General features: G+C 69.7%; 15 protein-coding genes. 2 read left to right on the plus strand and 13 right to left on the minus strand.

The features are described from left to right. From ACI1V7_RS16830 to ACI1V7_RS16855, 6 genes are read right to left on the minus strand one after another with little or no spacing between them, the layout of a single operon-like run. Complete coding sequence (locus tag ACI1V7_RS16830) at positions 1 to 1,296, minus strand: glycosyltransferase (RefSeq protein WP_404532952.1); 1,296 nt, start codon at positions 1,294 to 1,296, stop codon at positions 1 to 3. After that, positions 1,290 to 2,132 (minus strand): hydrolase 1, exosortase A system-associated, encoded by an 843-nt coding sequence (locus tag ACI1V7_RS16835; protein WP_404532953.1) that lies wholly within the window; start codon positions 2,130 to 2,132, stop codon positions 1,290 to 1,292. The genes ACI1V7_RS16830 and ACI1V7_RS16835 overlap by 7 nt, the downstream gene beginning before the upstream one ends. Continuing rightward, a complete protein-coding gene (locus ACI1V7_RS16840) occupies positions 2,125 to 2,973 on the minus strand; it encodes a hydrolase 2, exosortase A system-associated (protein ID WP_404532954.1) in 849 nt (282 codons plus the stop codon). The genes ACI1V7_RS16835 and ACI1V7_RS16840 overlap by 8 nt, the downstream gene beginning before the upstream one ends. Next, on the minus strand, positions 2,970 to 3,215 hold the full coding sequence (locus ACI1V7_RS16845; RefSeq protein ID WP_404532955.1) for an acyl carrier protein: 246 nt from the start codon (positions 3,213 to 3,215) through the stop codon (positions 2,970 to 2,972). The genes ACI1V7_RS16840 and ACI1V7_RS16845 overlap by 4 nt, the downstream gene beginning before the upstream one ends. Beyond that, entirely contained in the window at positions 3,205 to 4,266 is a 1,062-nt protein-coding gene (locus tag ACI1V7_RS16850; protein ID WP_404532956.1) for a GNAT family N-acetyltransferase, read from the minus strand. Before ACI1V7_RS16850 ends, ACI1V7_RS16845 begins: the two co-directional genes overlap by 11 nt. Beyond that, the gene (locus ACI1V7_RS16855) at positions 4,263 to 5,522 is read right to left on the minus strand and encodes a DegT/DnrJ/EryC1/StrS family aminotransferase (RefSeq protein ID WP_404532957.1); all 1,260 of its coding nucleotides are present in this window, start codon (positions 5,520 to 5,522) and stop codon (positions 4,263 to 4,265) included. Before ACI1V7_RS16855 ends, ACI1V7_RS16850 begins: the two co-directional genes overlap by 4 nt. Positions 5,523 to 5,645: 123 nt before the next feature. On the opposite strand from ACI1V7_RS16855, the gene ACI1V7_RS16860 reads away from it, so the two are divergent. Together ACI1V7_RS16860 and ACI1V7_RS16865 are read left to right on the plus strand one after the other, a co-directional pair. Continuing rightward, positions 5,646 to 7,232 (plus strand): acyl-CoA ligase (AMP-forming), exosortase A system-associated, encoded by a 1,587-nt coding sequence (locus tag ACI1V7_RS16860; RefSeq protein WP_404532958.1) that lies wholly within the window; start codon positions 5,646 to 5,648, stop codon positions 7,230 to 7,232. Beyond that, positions 7,229 to 8,464: a pyridoxal-dependent decarboxylase, exosortase A system-associated gene (locus ACI1V7_RS16865; RefSeq protein ID WP_404532959.1), complete on the plus strand. Its 1,236-nt coding sequence runs from the start codon at positions 7,229 to 7,231 to the stop codon at positions 8,462 to 8,464. Before ACI1V7_RS16860 ends, ACI1V7_RS16865 begins: the two co-directional genes overlap by 4 nt. Before the next feature lie 6 nt (positions 8,465 to 8,470). Here ACI1V7_RS16865 and ACI1V7_RS16870 read toward each other — a convergent pair whose 3' ends face one another. The 7 genes from ACI1V7_RS16870 to ACI1V7_RS16900 all read right to left on the minus strand — a co-directional run bounded on the left by ACI1V7_RS16870 (position 8,471) and on the right by ACI1V7_RS16900 (position 16,811). After that, positions 8,471 to 9,349, minus strand: coding sequence for a glycosyltransferase family 32 protein (locus ACI1V7_RS16870; protein WP_404532960.1), 879 nt, complete (start codon positions 9,347 to 9,349; stop codon positions 8,471 to 8,473). A gap of 12 nt (positions 9,350 to 9,361) precedes the next feature. Beyond that, the gene (locus tag ACI1V7_RS16875; RefSeq protein WP_404532961.1) at positions 9,362 to 10,321 is read right to left on the minus strand and encodes a glycosyltransferase family 2 protein; all 960 of its coding nucleotides are present in this window, start codon (positions 10,319 to 10,321) and stop codon (positions 9,362 to 9,364) included. 17 nt (positions 10,322 to 10,338) lie between these two features. Beyond that, the gene (locus ACI1V7_RS16880; RefSeq protein ID WP_404532962.1) at positions 10,339 to 11,790 is read right to left on the minus strand and encodes an oligosaccharide flippase family protein; all 1,452 of its coding nucleotides are present in this window, start codon (positions 11,788 to 11,790) and stop codon (positions 10,339 to 10,341) included. Positions 11,791 to 11,815: 25 nt separating this feature from the next. Beyond that, positions 11,816 to 13,120, minus strand: a complete 1,305-nt coding sequence (locus ACI1V7_RS16885; RefSeq protein ID WP_404532963.1) for a putative O-glycosylation ligase, exosortase A system-associated — start codon at positions 13,118 to 13,120, stop codon at positions 11,816 to 11,818. Beyond that, positions 13,113 to 14,270, minus strand: coding sequence for a glycosyltransferase family 4 protein (locus ACI1V7_RS16890; protein ID WP_404532964.1), 1,158 nt, complete (start codon positions 14,268 to 14,270; stop codon positions 13,113 to 13,115). Before ACI1V7_RS16890 ends, ACI1V7_RS16885 begins: the two co-directional genes overlap by 8 nt. Beyond that, positions 14,270 to 15,445, minus strand: coding sequence for a glycosyltransferase family 4 protein (locus ACI1V7_RS16895; protein ID WP_404532965.1), 1,176 nt, complete (start codon positions 15,443 to 15,445; stop codon positions 14,270 to 14,272). The genes ACI1V7_RS16890 and ACI1V7_RS16895 overlap by 1 nt, the downstream gene beginning before the upstream one ends. Before the next feature lie 142 nt (positions 15,446 to 15,587). Continuing rightward, the gene (locus tag ACI1V7_RS16900; RefSeq protein WP_404532966.1) at positions 15,588 to 16,811 is read right to left on the minus strand and encodes a glycosyltransferase family 4 protein; all 1,224 of its coding nucleotides are present in this window, start codon (positions 16,809 to 16,811) and stop codon (positions 15,588 to 15,590) included. Position 16,812 lies beyond the last annotated feature (1 nt).

The raw sequence follows: 16,812 nt of genomic DNA on the forward strand, positions 1-16,812 counted from the left end.
CTAGCGCGGCGGCGCTCCGGTACCCGGCATGGCCGCTTCGGTGCCGACCTCGTCGAACAGGGCCGCCAGCAGGCGGCTGCGCTGGCTGCGCGCATGGGCCTGGCGCACTTCGGGCGGCGCCAACGGCGCGCGGCCCGCCCGCGCGCGCTGCAGGAAATGGGGCAGCGCCACAGCGATCGCCCCGGCATCCTCGAGAGGAGCAATCGTGTCGATGCCGGCCGCGCGCAGGGCGGCCGCCGTGTCGCCCGCGGCGTCGGTGAGCGCCAGCAGGGGGCGGGCGGCGCGCAGGTATTCGTACAGCTTGGCCGGCACCTGATGGTTGCAGTTGGCGGCCTGCAGCAGCAGCAGGCCGTCGGCTGCCAGCATCTCGGCCAGCGCGGCGCGGTAGGGCAGCGGCGGGGCAATCGCCACCATGTCCTCGATGCCGTGTTCGCGCGCCAGGTTCCGCAGCAGCTCCTCGTGCACCGGCGCCCGCAGCACCAGGCGCAGGCGCGCGGCATCGACATGGCCCGCGCGCTTGAGGTGGGCCAGGGCGGACAGCAGCGGACGCGGATCGCGCTCCGACGGGTACACGATGCCGCTGTGGAGCAGCACGAACGGGCCGGGAACGGGCGCGGATCGCGGCTGCGCTTCGGCAGCGGCGAAATCCTGTTCGTCGTAGCCGTTCTCGATCAGGCAGAAGCGTTCCGGCGGCACGTCCGGGTAGCGTGCGCGGTAGCTGCGCAGCGCGCCCGGCGTGGTGCAGACCAGGCGCGCGGCACGGCGCACCGCCAGGCGCTCGACCCAGGCGGCGGCCGCGCGCGGCAGCCGTCCGCGCGGATGCACGTCGTCGATCATCGGATCGCGCAGGTCGGCCACCCAGGGCAGTCCGCTCAGCTTGTGCAGGATCGCGCCGATCAGGTGGGCGCTGGCGATCGGATAGGTCGACCACAGCACGCGCGGCCGCTCGCGCCGGATCAGGCGCAGGCCCGCCGGCACGGCGCCCAGGCACCACGTCACCCAGCGGTCCGGCAGCGCGGTCCAGCCCAGGTAGCGGCCGCGCAGCGCCAGGTGGCGCGCGCTGTCGAGCGCGAACGCGCGCGTGACGTGCAGCGCGTCGGCTTCGGTCATCTGGTCCATGCCGGTAGCGGCATAGGCACGCGGATGGGCCGACAGCACCAGCGGCTGCCAGCCCGAATCGGGCAGGTACTGGGCGAAGCGCAGCGTGCGCTGGATGCCGCTGCTGCCCGCCTGCGGCGGGAAGTGGAAGGCCACCATCAGCACCTTGGGCGCTGCCGTATCCACCTTGCCTACCATGCGGCCAGCCAGTCGCAGGTCCAGGTCTCGACCTGCTCGCGCCATGCCGCGCGCGAGCAGGTGTGGTCGGCGCCGTCCAGCAGGTGGCGTGTCACGCGCGGCGTCGCCAGCAGCGCGCGCCAGTTGGCGCTGCCGCCCGCCACGTCGGCGAATTCGCGCGCCGTCAGGTCGGCGCCGCTCAGCATCATGAGCACGCGCCCGTCGAAGCGGGACAGACCCGTGTACATGCGCTCGGGCAGCGTGGCGGCATCCTCGCGCACCGGCCGGCGCGTGCGCCGCACGAGGCCCCAGGCCGAGGCCAGCGCGGCGCGCAGGTCGAAGCGGCCGCTCGCGATCTTGCGCCACAGCGCCGGATCGAACAGGCGTGCGCGGTAGTAGTGCTTGAGGGTCGCGCGCGCGGCGCCTTCCTCGGTGCGTACCCAGGGATTGAGCAGGGCGATGCCGGCGACGCGGTGGTCGGTGCCGGCATAGAACACGCTGGCGGAGGCGCCGTCGCACAAGCCCCACAGCGCCACGTCCCGCAGCCCCGGCACGTGCGCGAACAGGGCGTCGATGGCGGCGCGCAGGTCGGCGTCGACCGCGTCGAACACGCGCGGCTCGCCTTCGCTGTCGCCCATGCCGCGGTAATCGAAGCGCAGCACGGGAATGCCGCGCGCGGCCAGCGTACGCGCCAGCAGGACGAACTGGCGGTGGCTGCCGGCGCGGTATTGCGGGCCGCCCACCACGATCACGACGCCGCGCGGCGCCGGGCGCGCGGGCAGGTGCAGCACGCCGTACAGCGTGTCGCCTTCGCAGGGAAACGCGAGCGCCTGCTGCGTCACCCGAGGCTCAAGCATGGACTTCCTCCGCCAGCGCCGCCACCGTGGCGTCGAGCAGCGCGCCACACTCGGTGATTTCCTGCGTGGTCCAGAATGCGGGACCGGCGACGGTGTGCACGCGCGGTGCGCGGCCGGCCTCCTGCCAGGCCGCGGCGATGCGCTGGGCAGCCGGCGGCACGGGGCGGTCCGCGCCCGCCACCACCTCGAACCAGTCCACCGGCAACGCCGGCGCCAGGCGCGCGGCATCGACGCCGTCGAGCGCGGCGGCCAGCGCGGGATCCAGCAGGTAGCCGCCGATCTCCACCGGCGTGCCGGCGCGCAGCAGCGCGCGCAAGGCTTGCGGGCCGTCGGCGGCCTTGCTGCCGTCGCCGTCGACCAGGTCGCCCGCCATGCGCAGGCGCAGCAGCTGGGTCAGGTAGGTGGGGCCGGACAGCACCGGTTGCCACAGCAGCAGGCGCGCAGGCGCACTGCCCGCGGCGGCCGCGCGCGCCGCATGGTCGAGTGCGAGCAAGGCACCCAGGCGCAGGCCCCACAGGCCGGCCGGCTGGCCGGTCTGCCGTTCCAGCCAGTGCCGCGCCAGCGCCAGGTCATCATGCCAGGCGTCCCAGCGCGCGTCGGCGAAGTCGCCGCTGCTGTCGCCGCAGCCGGCCAGGTCGATCTGCAGCACGGCGTAGCCGGCGCGTGCCAGCGCGCGCGCGCCCAGCGCGGCCATGCGGCGGGTGCGGTTCATTTCGTCGCCGAAGGGGTGGACGTGGACGAAGCCGCCGCGGCAAGGGCCGGCAGCGGCGTGGTACAGGCAATAGCGTTCGCCGCCGCCGGCCGGCAGGAACAGGGGTTCGGCGGCCGGCGCGGCAGTCATTCCGCCAGTTTCTGCTCGACGAAGGCGGCCAGGCTGCCGACCGTCTCGAAGGTCGCGGCGCCGATCTCGTCGTCGTCGACGGCGATGCCGAACTGGTCTTCCAGCGCGCCGATCAGGTTGACGACAGCCATCGAGTCGAGTTCCGGCAGGGCGCCGAGCAGCGGGGTGGAGGCGGTGAGGACGACGTCGTCGCCGAGGCTCAGCACGTCCTTCAGCAGCGTGGTGATTTGGTCAAGATACATTCGACATTCCATTCGATTCAGGGTGTGGCGGGGTCGCGCGGCGCCGGCGCAAGGCATCGTGCAGCCGCAGCAGGAGCGGCCAGCGGTAATGGTTGACATGGTATAGCGTGCGCACCTCATCCGTCCAACGGGTGTGCCACTCCATCACCTTGCCATAGAACTCGATGCGCTGCACGGCGCCGCGGTCGAACAGCTCGCGGCAGGCTTCCTCGCGCATCAGCAGGGCCGGCGAATACTGGCTCGGGATGCTTTCGTCGTAGGCGGTCTTGAGGACCACGATGCAGCCGGCGTCCTCGATGCACAGGTCCATCGCCACGATCCGGTCATCGAACCGGTAGCGGTACACGCTGCCGGCCCCGCGCCGGCAGAAGCGTTCCAGCATGTCGCGGTAGAAGCGCCCTTGCGCATTGTCCGGGGCGACCGCCGTGCCTTCGCGGCCTTTCCAGCCTGCGCTTTCCAGGTGGCCGTAGTCGGCGATCGCCGCCGCCATCGCGGCCGGATCGCGCACGACCTCCAGGCGCGTGGCCGTGCCGGCCGCGGCCAGGCGGCTGCGCTGCTTCTTGAGGTTGGCGCGCAGGTTCTTGCCGCGCCCGGCCCACCAGGCGTCGAAACCGCCCGTCACGCTGATGCGCGCCGTGTCGATGTAGTCGATGGCGCGCATGCGGCCGCCGTCCGCGGGACGCGGCACCAGGAAGGGATCGCACTGGGTCAGGCCGACGACCAGCGCGGCACCCGGCAAGGCCGCCACCAGGCCGGCCAGCAGCGCTTCGAGGTCGGCGCCGGGGCGCTGCAGCCACAGGCCGAGGGGCGCCTGGGGCGGCTGGAACGTGGCCCAGCCGGCGCGGCCGTGCGGCGCCAGCAGCGCCATCGCCAGCACGCCGTCGCCATCCTCGCAAACGGCGAGCAGCTCTTCGCCGCGGCCGAACGCGGCCAGCAGGGCCGCCGCGAAATCGGCGGCCAGCATGGGCGCGCCCGGACCGGACGCGCGCAAGGCGTCCCAGCGCGCCGCCTGGCCGTCGAAGCGGGAAGCGGGAAGCAGGGTCCAGTTCATGCGGGAAGCACTTCCGGGGGCTGCACTTCTGGCAGCACTTCGGCCAGGCGCGCCGTCATCCAGTCCAGTTCCGCCGCGTCGAGCTCCTGGTGGCAGGGAAAGGCCAGCACCTGGCGCGACAGGCGCACGCTGCCCGGACAGCGCGCCGCATCCACGCCCGGCCACAGCGTTTCGGCGAAGCGCACCACGGGCAGGCCGGCCCGGCGCACGCGCGCGAAGGCCGCGTCGGCGTCGGCGGCGTCATCGAACCACAGGGGGAACAGCCAGGGACAGACGCCGTCCGGCAGCGTCGCGTGCAGCGGACGGCAGCCCGGCAGCGCGCCGAGGGCTTGCTGCAGGCGCAGGTAGTGGCGGCGACGCAGCGCCACGATGCGCGCGCCGGACACGCGCGCCAGCAGCCATCGCGCGAACCAGGACGAGCGCTTGTCGAGCCAGCGCGGGTCGAAGCTGGCGTCGCTGTCCGACGACCCGGGCGCCAGCGCGGCGTCTGCCGGACGGCCGGCCTCGATGCGGCGCGCCTTGATGCGGCGCCACAGCCAGTCCTTGGCGCCCATGAGCGGCGCCAGCACGGCGCGCAACGGCGCCAGGCGGCCATAGGCGAAACTGTGTTCCAGCGTGGCCAGCGCCACCTTGGCCTCGAAGCCCGGGCCGGCCGAATGCAGCTGCACGGCATCCAGCGCATGGCGCGCCGAGACCAGGCAGCCGCCTTCGTACATCGGGAAGAACTTCATGCTGCTGGCGATCGCATAGTCGCCCCAGGCGCCGGGCGGGCGGCCGGCGAACTCGCCGAAGAAGGCGTGCGCGCAATCCTCGACCAGCGCGATGCCGCGCGCGTCGCACAGGGCGCGCAGCGCGGGCAGGTCCTGGGGAAAGCCGAAATAATGCGTCGCCACCAGCGCCTTGATGCGTGGATCGGCGTCGCACAGCGCGCCGATGTCGGCCAGGTCGGCGCGCGCCGCACCGTCCACGCGGTAGAACTGCGGCGTGGCGCCGCGCCACAGTACGGGCGGGACCATCGACAGGCTGTGGTAGGCCGGCAGCAGCACGCCGTCGCCGGCGGCCACGCCCAGTTCGCGCAGTGCCAGCGCCAGCGCGATACGCCCGCTGGTGACCAGGCGCGCCTGGCCGGCGTCCAGGACCGAGCGCGGACGGGCCGCGCCGGCATTGCCGAACGACGCCACCGACAGCACCGGCGCGAGCGGCACGCGCGGGCGTGCGGGCGCGGTCGGGGCAGTTGGGGGGGAGGCGGACGTCATGGGTCGAATCGGATAAAGTCGTGTCGGTGCTTGCGCAAGCGAAATGGTAACATTGCGGCCTGTTTGGCCTCGTTTCTGCAGCCCAATTTCCGAAGCCGCCTCCGTTTGTTCACGCGATTCCCGATGAGCGACCTGATCCACGATTTCATTTTCCAATCGGCGCAACGCACGCCGGCGGCCGCGGCGCTTGCCTACGGCGACGTCCGCCTCGATTACGCTGCCCTGGCGCAGGTCGTGCAGCGCGCCGGCCAGGCGCTGCTCGGCTGCGGCATCGGCCGCGGCGAGCGCGTCGCCGTCTACCTCGAGAAGCGCGTCGAGAACGTGGCCGCGATGTTCGGCGCGGCGCTGGCCGGCGCCGTGTTCGTGCCCGTCAATCCGCTGCTCAAGCCGGCGCAGGTGGCGCACATCCTGGCCGACTGCAATGTGCGCATCCTCGTCACCTCTCCCGAGCGCCTGCGCCAGCTCGGCCCCAGCCTGGCTGCCTGCCCCGACCTGCGCACCGTCATCGTCACGGGCACGCCCGATGCGGTGGCGGATGCTGCCACGCCGGCGGTGCTGGCCTGGGACGCGCTGCTGGAAGCGGCATCGACCCACTTGCCGCCGCACCGCCGCATCGATGCCGACGTCGCCGCGATCCTGTACACGTCCGGCAGCACGGGCCGTCCCAAGGGCGTGGTGCTGTCGCACCGGAACATGGTGGCGGGCGCGCGCAGCGTCGCCGGCTACCTCGCGCTGGCCCCGGGCGACCGCCTGCTGTCCGTGCTGCCCCTCAGTTTCGACTACGGCCTGAGCCAGCTGACCTGCGCCTTTTACGCGGGCGCCAGCGCGGTGCTGATGAACCACCTGTTCCCGCGCGATATCGTGGCGGCCGTCGCCCAGTACGGGATCACGGGCCTGGCGGCGGTGCCGCCACTGTGGAACCAGCTGGCCCGCCTGGAATGGCCGGCCGATTGCTCCCTGCGCTACCTCACCAACTCGGGCGGCGCGATGCCCGGCGCGACGCTGGCCGCGCTGCGCCGCGTGCTGCCGCGCGCCGAGGTGTTCCTGATGTACGGCCTGACCGAGGCGTTCCGTTCCACCTACCTGCCGCCGGCCGAGATCGACCGCCGGCCCGGTTCGATGGGGCGGGCGATACCCAACGCCGAGATCCTGGTCGTGCGCCCCGACGGTTCGCCGTGCGACGTCGACGAGCCGGGAGAACTGGTGCACCGCGGCGCGCTGGTGGCGCTGGGCTACTGGAACGATGCGGCCAAGACCGCCGAGCGCTTCCGCCCCGCGCCCGGCCAGGATCCGGCGCTGCCGCTGGCCGAGATGGCCGTGTGGTCGGGCGACACCGTGCGCCGCGACGCCGACGGCTACCTGTACTTCATCGGCCGCGGCGACGACCTGATCAAGGTGTCCGGCTACCGCGTCAGCCCCACCGAGCTGGAGGAGGCGGTGTACGCCTCCGGCACGGTGGACGAAGCGGTGGCGTTCGGCGTGCCCCATCCCGAGCTGGGACAGGCGATCGTGCTGCTGGCGGTCGCCGCCGACGGCGCGGCGGACCCGGAGGCGCTGCGCAAGCATTGCCAGCGCCAGTTGCCGGCCTATATGGTGCCGTCGCACGTGGAGGTGCGCGGCGACGCGTTCCCGCGCAACCCGAACGGCAAGATCGACCGCAAGAGCCTGGCCGCTCCCTACCAAACCCTGTTCCAGGACGACGCACCATGAGTACCAATAAACCTGTCCATGCCGCGATGGACCAGTTCCAGTGCGCCGGCGCCGAGCTGGTGGTCGGCGGCGTGCCGCTGGGCCGGCTGGTTCAACGGGTTGGCAGCACGCCGTTCTATGCCTACGACCGCGCGCTGCTGACGGCGCGCGTGGCCGAGTTGCGCGCCCACCTGCCGCAGGCGGTGCGCCTGCACTTCTCCGTCAAGGCCAACCCGATGGCCGCCGTGGTGCAGCACATGGCGGGCCTGGTCGACGGCCTGGATGTCGCTTCGGCCGGGGAACTCAAGACGGCGCTCGATACCGGCTTCGATCCCGCCCACATCAGCTTCGCCGGCCCGGGCAAGACGGCCGCCGAGCTGTCCCGGGCGATCGCCGCGGGCGTCACCATCAACGTCGAATCGGACCACGAGATCGAGCAGGTCGCGCGCCTGGCCGATGCCGCCGGCATCGCGCCGCGCGTCGTGGTGCGCGTGAATCCGGACTTCGAGCTGAAGGGCTCGGGCATGCGCATGGGCGGCGGCGCCAAGCCGTTCGGCATCGATTGCGAGGCCGTGCCGGCGAGCCTGGCGCGGCTGGATGCGCTCGGCATCGCGCTGCACGGCTTTCACATCTTCAGCGGCTCGCAAAGCCTGAAGGCCGACGCCATCGCCGAATGCCATGCGAAGAGCTTCGAGCTGGCGCTGCGGCTGGCCGGCCATGCGCGCCAGGCGGTGCCCGCCTTCTATTTCGGCGCCGGCCTCGGCATCCCGTATTTTCCGGGCGAGCAGCGCCTCGACCTGGCACCGATCGGCGCCAACCTGCACGACTGGATGGCGCGCATGGCGCGCGAGATGCCCGGCACGCGGGTGTCGCTGGAATCGGGACGCTACCTCGTGGGCGAGGCGGGCGTGTACGTGGCGCGCGTCCTCGACCGCAAGGTCTCGCGCGGCCAGGTGTTCCTCGTCACCGACGGCGGCCTGCACCACCATCTCGCCGCGTCCGGCAACTTCGGCCAGGTGATCCGCAAGAACTACCCGGTCGCGATCGGCAACCGCATGGACGCCGGCGAGCGCGAGAGCGTCACCGTCACCGGCCCCCTGTGCACGCCGCTGGACGTGCTGGCCGAGCGCATGGAGCTGGCGCGCGCCGAGGTGGGCGACCTGGTGGTCGTGTTCCAGTCCGGCGCCTATGGCCTGTCGGCCAGCCCGACCGCCTTCCTCGGGCATCCGATGCCGCAGGAAGTCCTCGTCTGAACGCGCTTACTTGACGGGCGCGCGCCCCAGCAGCGTCATGCGCAGGTCGTGCAGGTACTGCACGAGGCCGTAGACGCGGCTCAGGCAGCGCTTGCGCAAGCCGAGCCTGACGACGGGCGCGGTCTGGACCGAGTAGTGCGAGCGGAACACCGTCTCGTGCGACTGGCCGCGGTACAGGTTGTAGTCGAAGCCGAGCTCCTTCTCGCTGTCGGCGAAGCGGTGCGGATGCGCGTCCAGCACGCGGTGGATCGCCAGCGTGTAGGCGATCGGGCCGGTCACGCGCAGCACGCCGTTCTTGCCCACGCCGTGCAGGCTGGGATCGTAGCGGTCGATGTTCTCCAGCACCGTCTCGAGCACTTCCTTCATGAACGGATGGCCCGGCGCGCAGGCGATGTACCACTGCTGGAATTCGCCGCGCTTCAGGTTGCGCAATTCATAATGGTGGCCCCAGCCCGTGAAGTCGGGATTCCAGTTCGACAGCAGGAAACGGTCGTCCGGACGGATGACCTCGTCCAGCGCGCGCGTGGCCGCGCTCTTGATGTCCAGGTAGACGCCGCCGACCTTGTACATCAGCAGGTAGCGGAACAGGTCGGCGCGCGCGGCGCCGTATTGCGGTCCGATGCGCTCGAAGTAGTGCTGCACCTGGCTGCCGTAGTGCTCGAGGATGAAGGCGCGGATGTCGGCATCGTCGTAGAAGCGGTATTCCCAGTCCGGATTCAGCGTGCGCAGCCGGTCGACGTTGCGCTGCAGCTCGGGCGGCAGCGTGCGGTCGTAGAAGGTCTGGTGCAGGATGCGCGGGATCGATTCACCGGCCGGCAGCGGCGCCAGCAGGCTGCGGCGCGGCGGCTGGTTCAGGGTCGGGATGAGCAGCGACTTGAGCGACATGGTGGATTCTCTTTATTGCTGGCTGAGGCGCCATAGCGGCTGGCGCAGCAGCCCGGGCAGGCGCGTGATGGCGGCCTTGAGGCGGAACTTGCGGTCGCGTGGCGGCTCGCGCAGCAGCGCCAGCATCTCGGCCGCCGTGTCGAAGGCGCCGCGCGCGAAGGCGCCATGGAACACGTCCAGGCGCCGCTCTTCGATGCTGCGCAGGATGGCGTCGCGGTAGGCGGCGGCCACCGCGTGCTCGCGCAGCGCGAATTCCAGGATCTGCACCGTGCCCAGCACCGTGCGGATGTTGTCGCCCGAATCGTTGCCGTCGTGCTTGCGCACCCGCACCAGCGGCGTCGCGCACAAGGCCATGCGCGCCGCGCCGATCAGGCGCAGCGTGAACTCCCAGTCCTCGCCGCCGACCCGGTTGAAGCGCGTGTCGTATCCCTTGATCGCCTCGTACAGCGACTTGCGGATCACGCTGCCCGTCGGGAACAGCGGCTGGTAGGCGACCGTGCGCACGTACAGGTCGGGAATGTCGTGCCAGAACGCGCCGCTGCGGCGCGCGCCGTCGAAGAAGCCGGCCGGCGCGCCGGCGAACTTGTCGGGCTGGGGGCCGCAGCTGTCGAAGGGAATGAAGTTGGTGTACACCGCATCGCAGTCGGGATGCTGCGCCAGCCAGTCGCCCATGGCGGCCACGTAGCCGGGTTCGAGCAGGTCGTCGGAATCGCACATGGCGATGAACTCGCCGCGCGCGGCGGCGACGCCGGTATTGCGGGCGCGCTGCACGCCGCCGTTGGACAGTGCGATGACCTGGATGCGGCCCGCGTAGCGCTCGAGCACGGCGGCGGTGCCGTCGGTCGATCCGTCGTCGACGACGATGACTTCCAGGAACGGCGGCTGCTGGTTCAACGCGCTGTCGAGCGTGTCGGCGATCAGGTGGCCGCGGTTGTAGGCCGGGATCACGAGGCTGATGGTGGGAACGGACACGATGGCTCCAGTCGGTTTCAGGTAAAGCGCAGCAGACGCGTCTTCAGGCCCGACGCGAGGTGGTGGACTTCGCCGACCAGCTCGTGGCGGGTCAGGCGCAGCGCGCCGTACCACAGCAGGACCAGCGGCACGGCCAGCAGCGCCAGGCGCGCGGGCGAGCCGATCGAGGCCGGGATCACCAGCAGCAGCAAGGCGCAGCCGGCCACGCAGATCGCCGTCACGACCAGGCTGTTGCGGGTCGCCTCGATGATGTCGCGGGTCACGAAGCCCAGGTGATGGCGCATCTGCCACATGATGACCGGCGCGGCGGCGATGGTGGCCGCGCAGATGGCCCAGGCGAAGGTGACCAGGGTGCCGTCGTACAGGACGTAGCCGAACACCACGCGCGAGGCGATGGTGACCATCAGCGGCATCGCGCTCAGGTAGGGGCGTCCGATGGCGGTGACCGCCGGCTGCGCATAATGGAACAGCATCGAGACGGCCGAGGCGATGGTCAGCGGCAGCATCGCCGGCACGCAATCGACCCATTTTTCGCTGTACAAGGTCACGACGATGTCATGGCCGAGCATCGTGGTCAGCGCATAGGCGGGCCAGCCGATACCGGTCAACAGCGCCGTCGCGCGGCGCAGCATCGGCACCAGCGATTCGCCACGGTGGTAGATCTGCGACATGTACGACACGGCACCGTAGCTGATGGCGGAACCGGCGACGTAGGCGAACAGCAGCACCGTCGAGTTGGCGCGGCTGAGCAGGCCGACCTGGCGCGCATTGCCCATCTTGCCGAGCAGGACGTCCGGGATCGAGTTGTTCAGCGCGGCGCAGCAATTGGTCAGCAGCGTGCCCATGCCGAAGTTGGTGATGCCCTTCCAGTTGCGGAACGAGGGCAGCCATGGCAGGCCGGCCGGACGGTAGGGAAGCGATACGACGGCGATGACGGCATTGCTGATCAGGTTCGCCCAGGCCAGGCTCAGCGTGCCACAGCCGAGCGCCGCCAGCGTGATGCAGCTGGCGCAGTAGCTCAGCGTGCCGGCCATCGAGATGACGGCCTGCTTGTCGGCGTCCAGCTCGCGCACCAGCATCGAATTGGTGACGGCGCCGAACGGGATCAGGAGGAAGCCGAAGGCCAGCAGGCGCATGATGGGGACCATGCCCGGTTCCTTGAACCAGGCCGCGATCGCGCCGCTGACCAGGTACAGGAAAGCGGCCATGACCCAGGTCGAGGTGTACAGCACGCCGATGGCCGAGCGGATCTTGTCCGGCGTGAGGTCGGGTTCGCGCTGCAGGTAGGAGCCGACACCGAAGTCGCGGAACATGTGGGCGATGTTCACGAACACCAGCGTCATCGAGTAGACGCCGATCTCGCTGGGGCTGAGCAGGCGCGCCAGCAGGATGCTGACGATGAATTGCAGCCCCGCCGCTCCCGACGACGTGAAGAAATTGATTACCAGTGAGCGGCGCAGCTTGGACATGGGACTCGGTGAATGCGTTGGAAACTCAGGACGGCCGTTGCTCGACGGGATACTGTGCCGGTGCAGCGAGCGGCCCCGTGTGCCACGTGGTCTTCTTGGCGCCGGGCAGCAGCAGCACCTTCTCCAGCAGCACCAGGATGATGATGATGTCGTAGTACAGGTCGAAATAGGCCAGGGACAGGAAGGCGCCACTGACGGCATAGCCGATGATGCTGACCTGGGCCATGCGCGCGAGGTCCGACGCCCACTTCAGTTCCGGATTGCCGGCGCAGAAGCGGATCACGCGGGTGCCCGTGCGCCAGCTGAAGAACATGATGAGCAGGAACATCGCCAGGCCGACGAAGCCATGGTCGCCCAGCACCTGGAAATAGATGCTGTGCGCCACGTGGTAGCCCAAGGGGTCCGGTGCATAGATCAGGAACAGGCGCGGCGAGAACACGTTGAAGCCGCCGCCCAGCGGGTTCGCCAGGGCGACGTTGATGGCGAACTGCCAGGCGTTGATGCGGCCCATCGCCGAGCTGTCTTCCTTGTAGTCGTTGATCGTGTCCATGCGATCGAACCAGGCGTCGGGCATGACGCTGGCAATCAGGACGCCGATGAAGATCACGGCGATCGCGGTCGGCAGCTTCTTCGGGCTCTTGAGCCACAGGAAGGCCAGCATGGCCATGCCGCCCAGCAGCGCGCCGCGCGAATAGGAGCCGACGGCCGACACGGCCGTGAACACGCACATGGCGATCAGGCCCAGCGACAGCAGGCGGTACTTCACCTGGGTATGCAGGTACCAGATGATGGGCAGTGCCGTCACCAGCGCCAGCGCCATGCCGTTGTTTTCGCCGATGTAGCTGCCGTCCGGGCCGTACACGCGGTAATGGCCGCCGGAGGCGAGGGTAAAGATACCGCCTTTCAGGCCATAGATGCCGAGCGACAGCGCGACGACCCAGGCGAAGCGCTTCACGTCCTTTTCGGTATTCACGACCATCAGCGTGACGACTACCATGAAGAAGGTCTTGATGACGCGGTCCCATTCGCGCCAGACCAGCAGGGGTTCGAGCGCGAAGAAGCTGGTCAGCGTGAACCAGGCCGCGAAGGCCAGCAGCATGATGGTCACGGGCGTGACCGGAAGGCGTTTGGGTTCCTTCGAGAACAGCAGGCTGATCGTGGTCACGGCGCCGATCAGCGCCGCGAACGGGAAGTCGTAGGCCGCACCGTACGTCAGACGGTGCGGGTTCATCAGGCTGACCCAGGTGAACAGCAGGGCGCCGATGGCGGGGCGCTTGAAGACGAACGGCAGGATCCCGAAGATGATGCCGAAGATGAGGATGTCACGCATGCGAACCCAGCTTGCCGAACAGGTCCACCACGCGCTGGGCGTTGGCCTTCCACGTCAGCTTTTGTTCGGCGATCGCGCGGCGCGCGTTTTCCGCCACCTTGGCTCGCAGGCCGGCATCCGCGCACAGGCGGCCGGTAGCGGCGGCCAGGCCGCCCTGCTGCTTCGGATCGAACAGCACCGCATTGTGTTCGTCGGTCAGGATTTCCTTGATGTTCGGCTGGTCGGGCGCGACGATCGCCTTGCCCAGCGCCAGGTATTCGAACAGCTTCAGCGGCGAGGCATAGGCGACCACGGCCGGTTGCAGCGCGACGTCGAAGGCGGCCACGTAGCGGGCCACGTCGTCGCGGCCGATGATGCCGGTGAAGGTCACGCGGTCGGCGATGCCCAGGCGCTGGGCCTGCTGCTCCAGGCCGGCGCGTGCCGGGCCGTCGCCCACCACCAGCAGGTGGCGGTGCGATGCCGGCGGATCCTGCGCCATCATGTCGATGACCTTGTCCAGGCCGTGCCAGTCGCGCACGAAGCCGGTGAAGCCGAGTACCAGGCGGCCATCCAGGCCCAGCTCGCGCTTGGCGGCGGCCACGTCCGGGTTGGCCTGGAAACGGTCCGAATTGATGCCGTTCGGGATGACGACGATCTTGCCCGGGTCGACGCCGTAGGAAGCGACGATGTCGCCCAGCACCTGGGTCACGGGCAGCACCAGGTCGGCATTGCGCCAGCAATAGGCCTGCGACCAGCGCGCCAGCCCCGTCAGCGACAGGCCGTCGTAGCGGCTGCGCTCTTCCAGGATCGGCGCATTGACTTCCAGCAGCATCGGCAGCTTGTAGCGACGCGCCAGCCAGATGCCGGCCGGCAGGAACAGGTTGTAGCGTTCGTACAGGCAGTCCGGCTTGTACTGGCGCACGGCAGCGGCCAGGCGCCGGTAGGCGACCAGCGAATAGCCGAGCTCCATCAGTTCGTAGAACCATTTCGGCAGCCAGCGCTTGAGGACGGCGACCATGCCGGCGTCGGAGCCGAAGGATTCGGTCTCGGTGCTCGGCGGGGCCACGATGATCACTTCGTGTCCCAGCGCGCGCAAGGCATTGATCATCTCTTCGATATGGACATACTGCCCATCCTTCGAGCGGGTACGGTGATGGTAGAGAATGCGCACTAGTGCTGTCCTGTCAAAATATGTTGGAAGAGATCGATCTGGCCCTGGGTCGTCGCGTCCCAGCTGAAATTTTCCGCGAAACGGCGCGTGGCACTGCGCGCTGGCAGGTCGGCGCGCAGCAGGCGTACCGTTTCCGCCAGGCTTTCCGCGCTGCGCTCCGGCATCAGGCGGCCCGCTTCGCGCGTGGACACCACTTCCGGGGTGCCGCAGATGCTGGTGGCCACGACGGGCGTGCCGCAGGCCATCGATTCGAGCAGCACGTTGGCCCAGCCTTCGCGGCTGGAGGCCAGCACCAGTGAATCGGCGGCATTGTAGTAAGCGCGCAGTTCCGCCTGCGGCACGGGACCGAGGAAACGGACGCGCGCCGCGACGCCGAGCTGGCGCGCCAGCTGTTCCAGCTTGTTGCGGTCCGGTCCATGACCGGCAATCATCAGGGAGACGTCGGGCATCGTGCGCAATGCCTCGATCGCCAGGTGGTGGCCCTTGTGTTCGTTCAGGTGGCCGACCGACAGCAGGGTAAAGCCGCGCACGTCGAGCTGCGCACGCAGGGCGTCGCGGTCGTCCGGCATGAAACGCTGCAGGTCGACGCCATTGCGCAACGGCGTGATGCGCTGGGGCTGCACGCCCATCTTGACCATTTCATCCTTCAGGTAGCTGCACACGGTGATCACGGCGCGCGCGTTGCTCGCCGCCCACAGGATCATCTTGCGCGGCAGCGTGTAGCCAGGAATGAGGTTGATGTCGGTGCCGCGCGCCGTGACCACCACGGGCTTGTTGAAATACTTGCCGAGCATGACGGCGGCGACGCCGTCCGGATAGAAGTAATGGGCGTCGATGACGTCGAAGTCGTAGCCGCTGTCGAGGATGCGGCCGATCGCCGGCTTGACGGCCTGGGCCATCAGCATGGGGGCGGCCGTCATGCCGATCTTCGGGATGGCCGGGTAGCGCGGGTGGACGATGTCGATGCCGCCGCGCTGTTCCTCGCGCGGCACCCTGGCCAGCGTCGCATAATGGCCGAAGCGCGGATGGGTGGACGGAAACCAGGGTACCGGTGCCACCACGCGCGACTGTACCTGACCGCTACCGACCAGGTAGCGCAGGCGCGTTTCGACGAACAGCCCGTGGTTGGGCTGTGCGGCGTTGGGAAACAGGGTACTGAATGTGAGCAGTTTCATGGGTCCGGATCGGCACGTCGATGCAATGCCGGGCGACGACGGGGTCAATGTCAGGGTACGGTATCTTACCGTATTGCCTGTCGAAAATTTAACGTTTGCACTAACCGTGCGCACCATCCGATGCCTGTAGGCCACATTTTTTTCACTGGGAACGGGTGGCGCCGGCAGGGTCGTTGGCGTCCAGTACGTCGCAAATGGCCTGGGCGTGGCGTTCGATCGAATAGCGACGGGCCGTCACGGCGGCGTTGCGACCGAGCGTGGCGGCGAAGGCCGGGTCGTCCAGCAGGCGCAGGATGGCCGCGGCCAGCGCATCCGGCGCGCGCGGCGGGATCAGGAGGCCGTCCTGGCCGTCCGTGATCACGTCGAGCGGACCGCCTTCGTTCGAGGCGATCACGGCCTTGCCGAGCGCCATGCCTTCCAGGAAGGTGCGGCCGAAAGGTTCGGGTTGGGTCGACGCATGCAGCACGATGTCGCTGAGCGACAGGATGTCCGGCACGTCGCCGCGGTTGCCCAGCAGGCGCACGCGGCCCTGCAGCGCGGGATCGGCGGCCGCCGCGGCGATACTGTCGGCAAACGCGCGGTCGCGGCCGTAGGCGCCGCCCACCAGCAGGATATGGGCCTGCGGGTAGCGCGCCAGGATGCGCGGCGCCGCCGCGAGCAGCACGTCCTGGCCCTTCCAGTCGACCAGGCCGCCGACCAGCGTCACGACGGGCTGGCCGGCGTCGATGCCGAGTTCGGCACGCAGCGGGGCAGCGGGCGGGCGCGGATGGAACAGGTTCAGGTCCAGGCCTTCGGCCACGACCGTACATCGGTGTTCCGGCAATCCCAGGGCGACGATCCCTCGCTTGACCGCCGTCGAGACGGCGATGCAGTGGCTCAGGTTGGCCAGCACCCAGCGGTTTCCGCGCGTGTCGGTGTTGAAGCCGCGCGAATGCAGGATGGTCGGCAGGCCGGCCATCCGGGCGCCCAGCGCGGCGGCCAGGTTGCAACTGGCATCATTGTTCAGGTACACGAGCTCGATGCCGTCGCGCTTGAAGGTGCGGTAGTAGCGCAGCGCCGTCGGCAGGATATTGCACAGGTTGTCCAGGTGCGAGGCGAGCGGGACGCGGTGCGCACGCAGCCAGCGCTGGCTGAGCAGGGAAATGGGCTTCAGGTGGCGCCAGGTGCCCAGGCGCGACAGGCGCGGATAGGGTTCCTGGCCCAGGCCCGTATAAATATGCGTACGGAACCCGGCCGGCAGCTTTTCCAGGAAGGCTTCCAGCGAAATCACGGCGCCGCCGTAGCCGGCGCCGTTCTCGCAAAAACCGATCGCCATCCTGCGCCCGGCCATGATCGTCGTCTCGTGCAAACCCATGGTTGCGCTCATC

The sequence above is a fragment of the Massilia paldalensis genome (genome assembly GCF_044901715.1).
GTDB lineage: Bacteria > Pseudomonadota > Gammaproteobacteria > Burkholderiales > Burkholderiaceae_D > Telluria > Telluria paldalensis.

Excerpts from the sequence above, each read along its gene's own strand:
- ACI1V7_RS16830 (WP_404532952.1), bottom strand. The coding sequence starts at position 1,296 with ATGGTAGGCAAGGTGGATACGGCAGCGCCCAAGGTGCTGATGGTGGCC.
- ACI1V7_RS16835 (WP_404532953.1), bottom strand. The coding sequence starts at position 2,132 with ATGCTTGAGCCTCGGGTGACGCAGCAGGCGCTCGCGTTTCCCTGCGAA.
- ACI1V7_RS16840 (WP_404532954.1), bottom strand. The coding sequence starts at position 2,973 with ATGACTGCCGCGCCGGCCGCCGAACCCCTGTTCCTGCCGGCCGGCGGC.
- ACI1V7_RS16845 (WP_404532955.1), bottom strand. The coding sequence starts at position 3,215 with ATGTATCTTGACCAAATCACCACGCTGCTGAAGGACGTGCTGAGCCTC.
- ACI1V7_RS16850 (WP_404532956.1), bottom strand. The coding sequence starts at position 4,266 with ATGAACTGGACCCTGCTTCCCGCTTCCCGCTTCGACGGCCAGGCGGCG.
- ACI1V7_RS16855 (WP_404532957.1), bottom strand. The coding sequence starts at position 5,522 with ATGACGTCCGCCTCCCCCCCAACTGCCCCGACCGCGCCCGCACGCCCG.
- ACI1V7_RS16860 (WP_404532958.1), top strand. The coding sequence starts at position 5,646 with ATGAGCGACCTGATCCACGATTTCATTTTCCAATCGGCGCAACGCACG.
- ACI1V7_RS16865 (WP_404532959.1), top strand. The coding sequence starts at position 7,229 with ATGAGTACCAATAAACCTGTCCATGCCGCGATGGACCAGTTCCAGTGC.
- ACI1V7_RS16870 (WP_404532960.1), bottom strand. The coding sequence starts at position 9,349 with ATGTCGCTCAAGTCGCTGCTCATCCCGACCCTGAACCAGCCGCCGCGC.
- ACI1V7_RS16880 (WP_404532962.1), bottom strand. The coding sequence starts at position 11,790 with ATGTCCAAGCTGCGCCGCTCACTGGTAATCAATTTCTTCACGTCGTCG.
- ACI1V7_RS16885 (WP_404532963.1), bottom strand. The coding sequence starts at position 13,120 with ATGCGTGACATCCTCATCTTCGGCATCATCTTCGGGATCCTGCCGTTC.
- ACI1V7_RS16895 (WP_404532965.1), bottom strand. The coding sequence starts at position 15,445 with ATGAAACTGCTCACATTCAGTACCCTGTTTCCCAACGCCGCACAGCCC.
- ACI1V7_RS16900 (WP_404532966.1), bottom strand. The coding sequence starts at position 16,811 with ATGAGCGCAACCATGGGTTTGCACGAGACGACGATCATGGCCGGGCGC.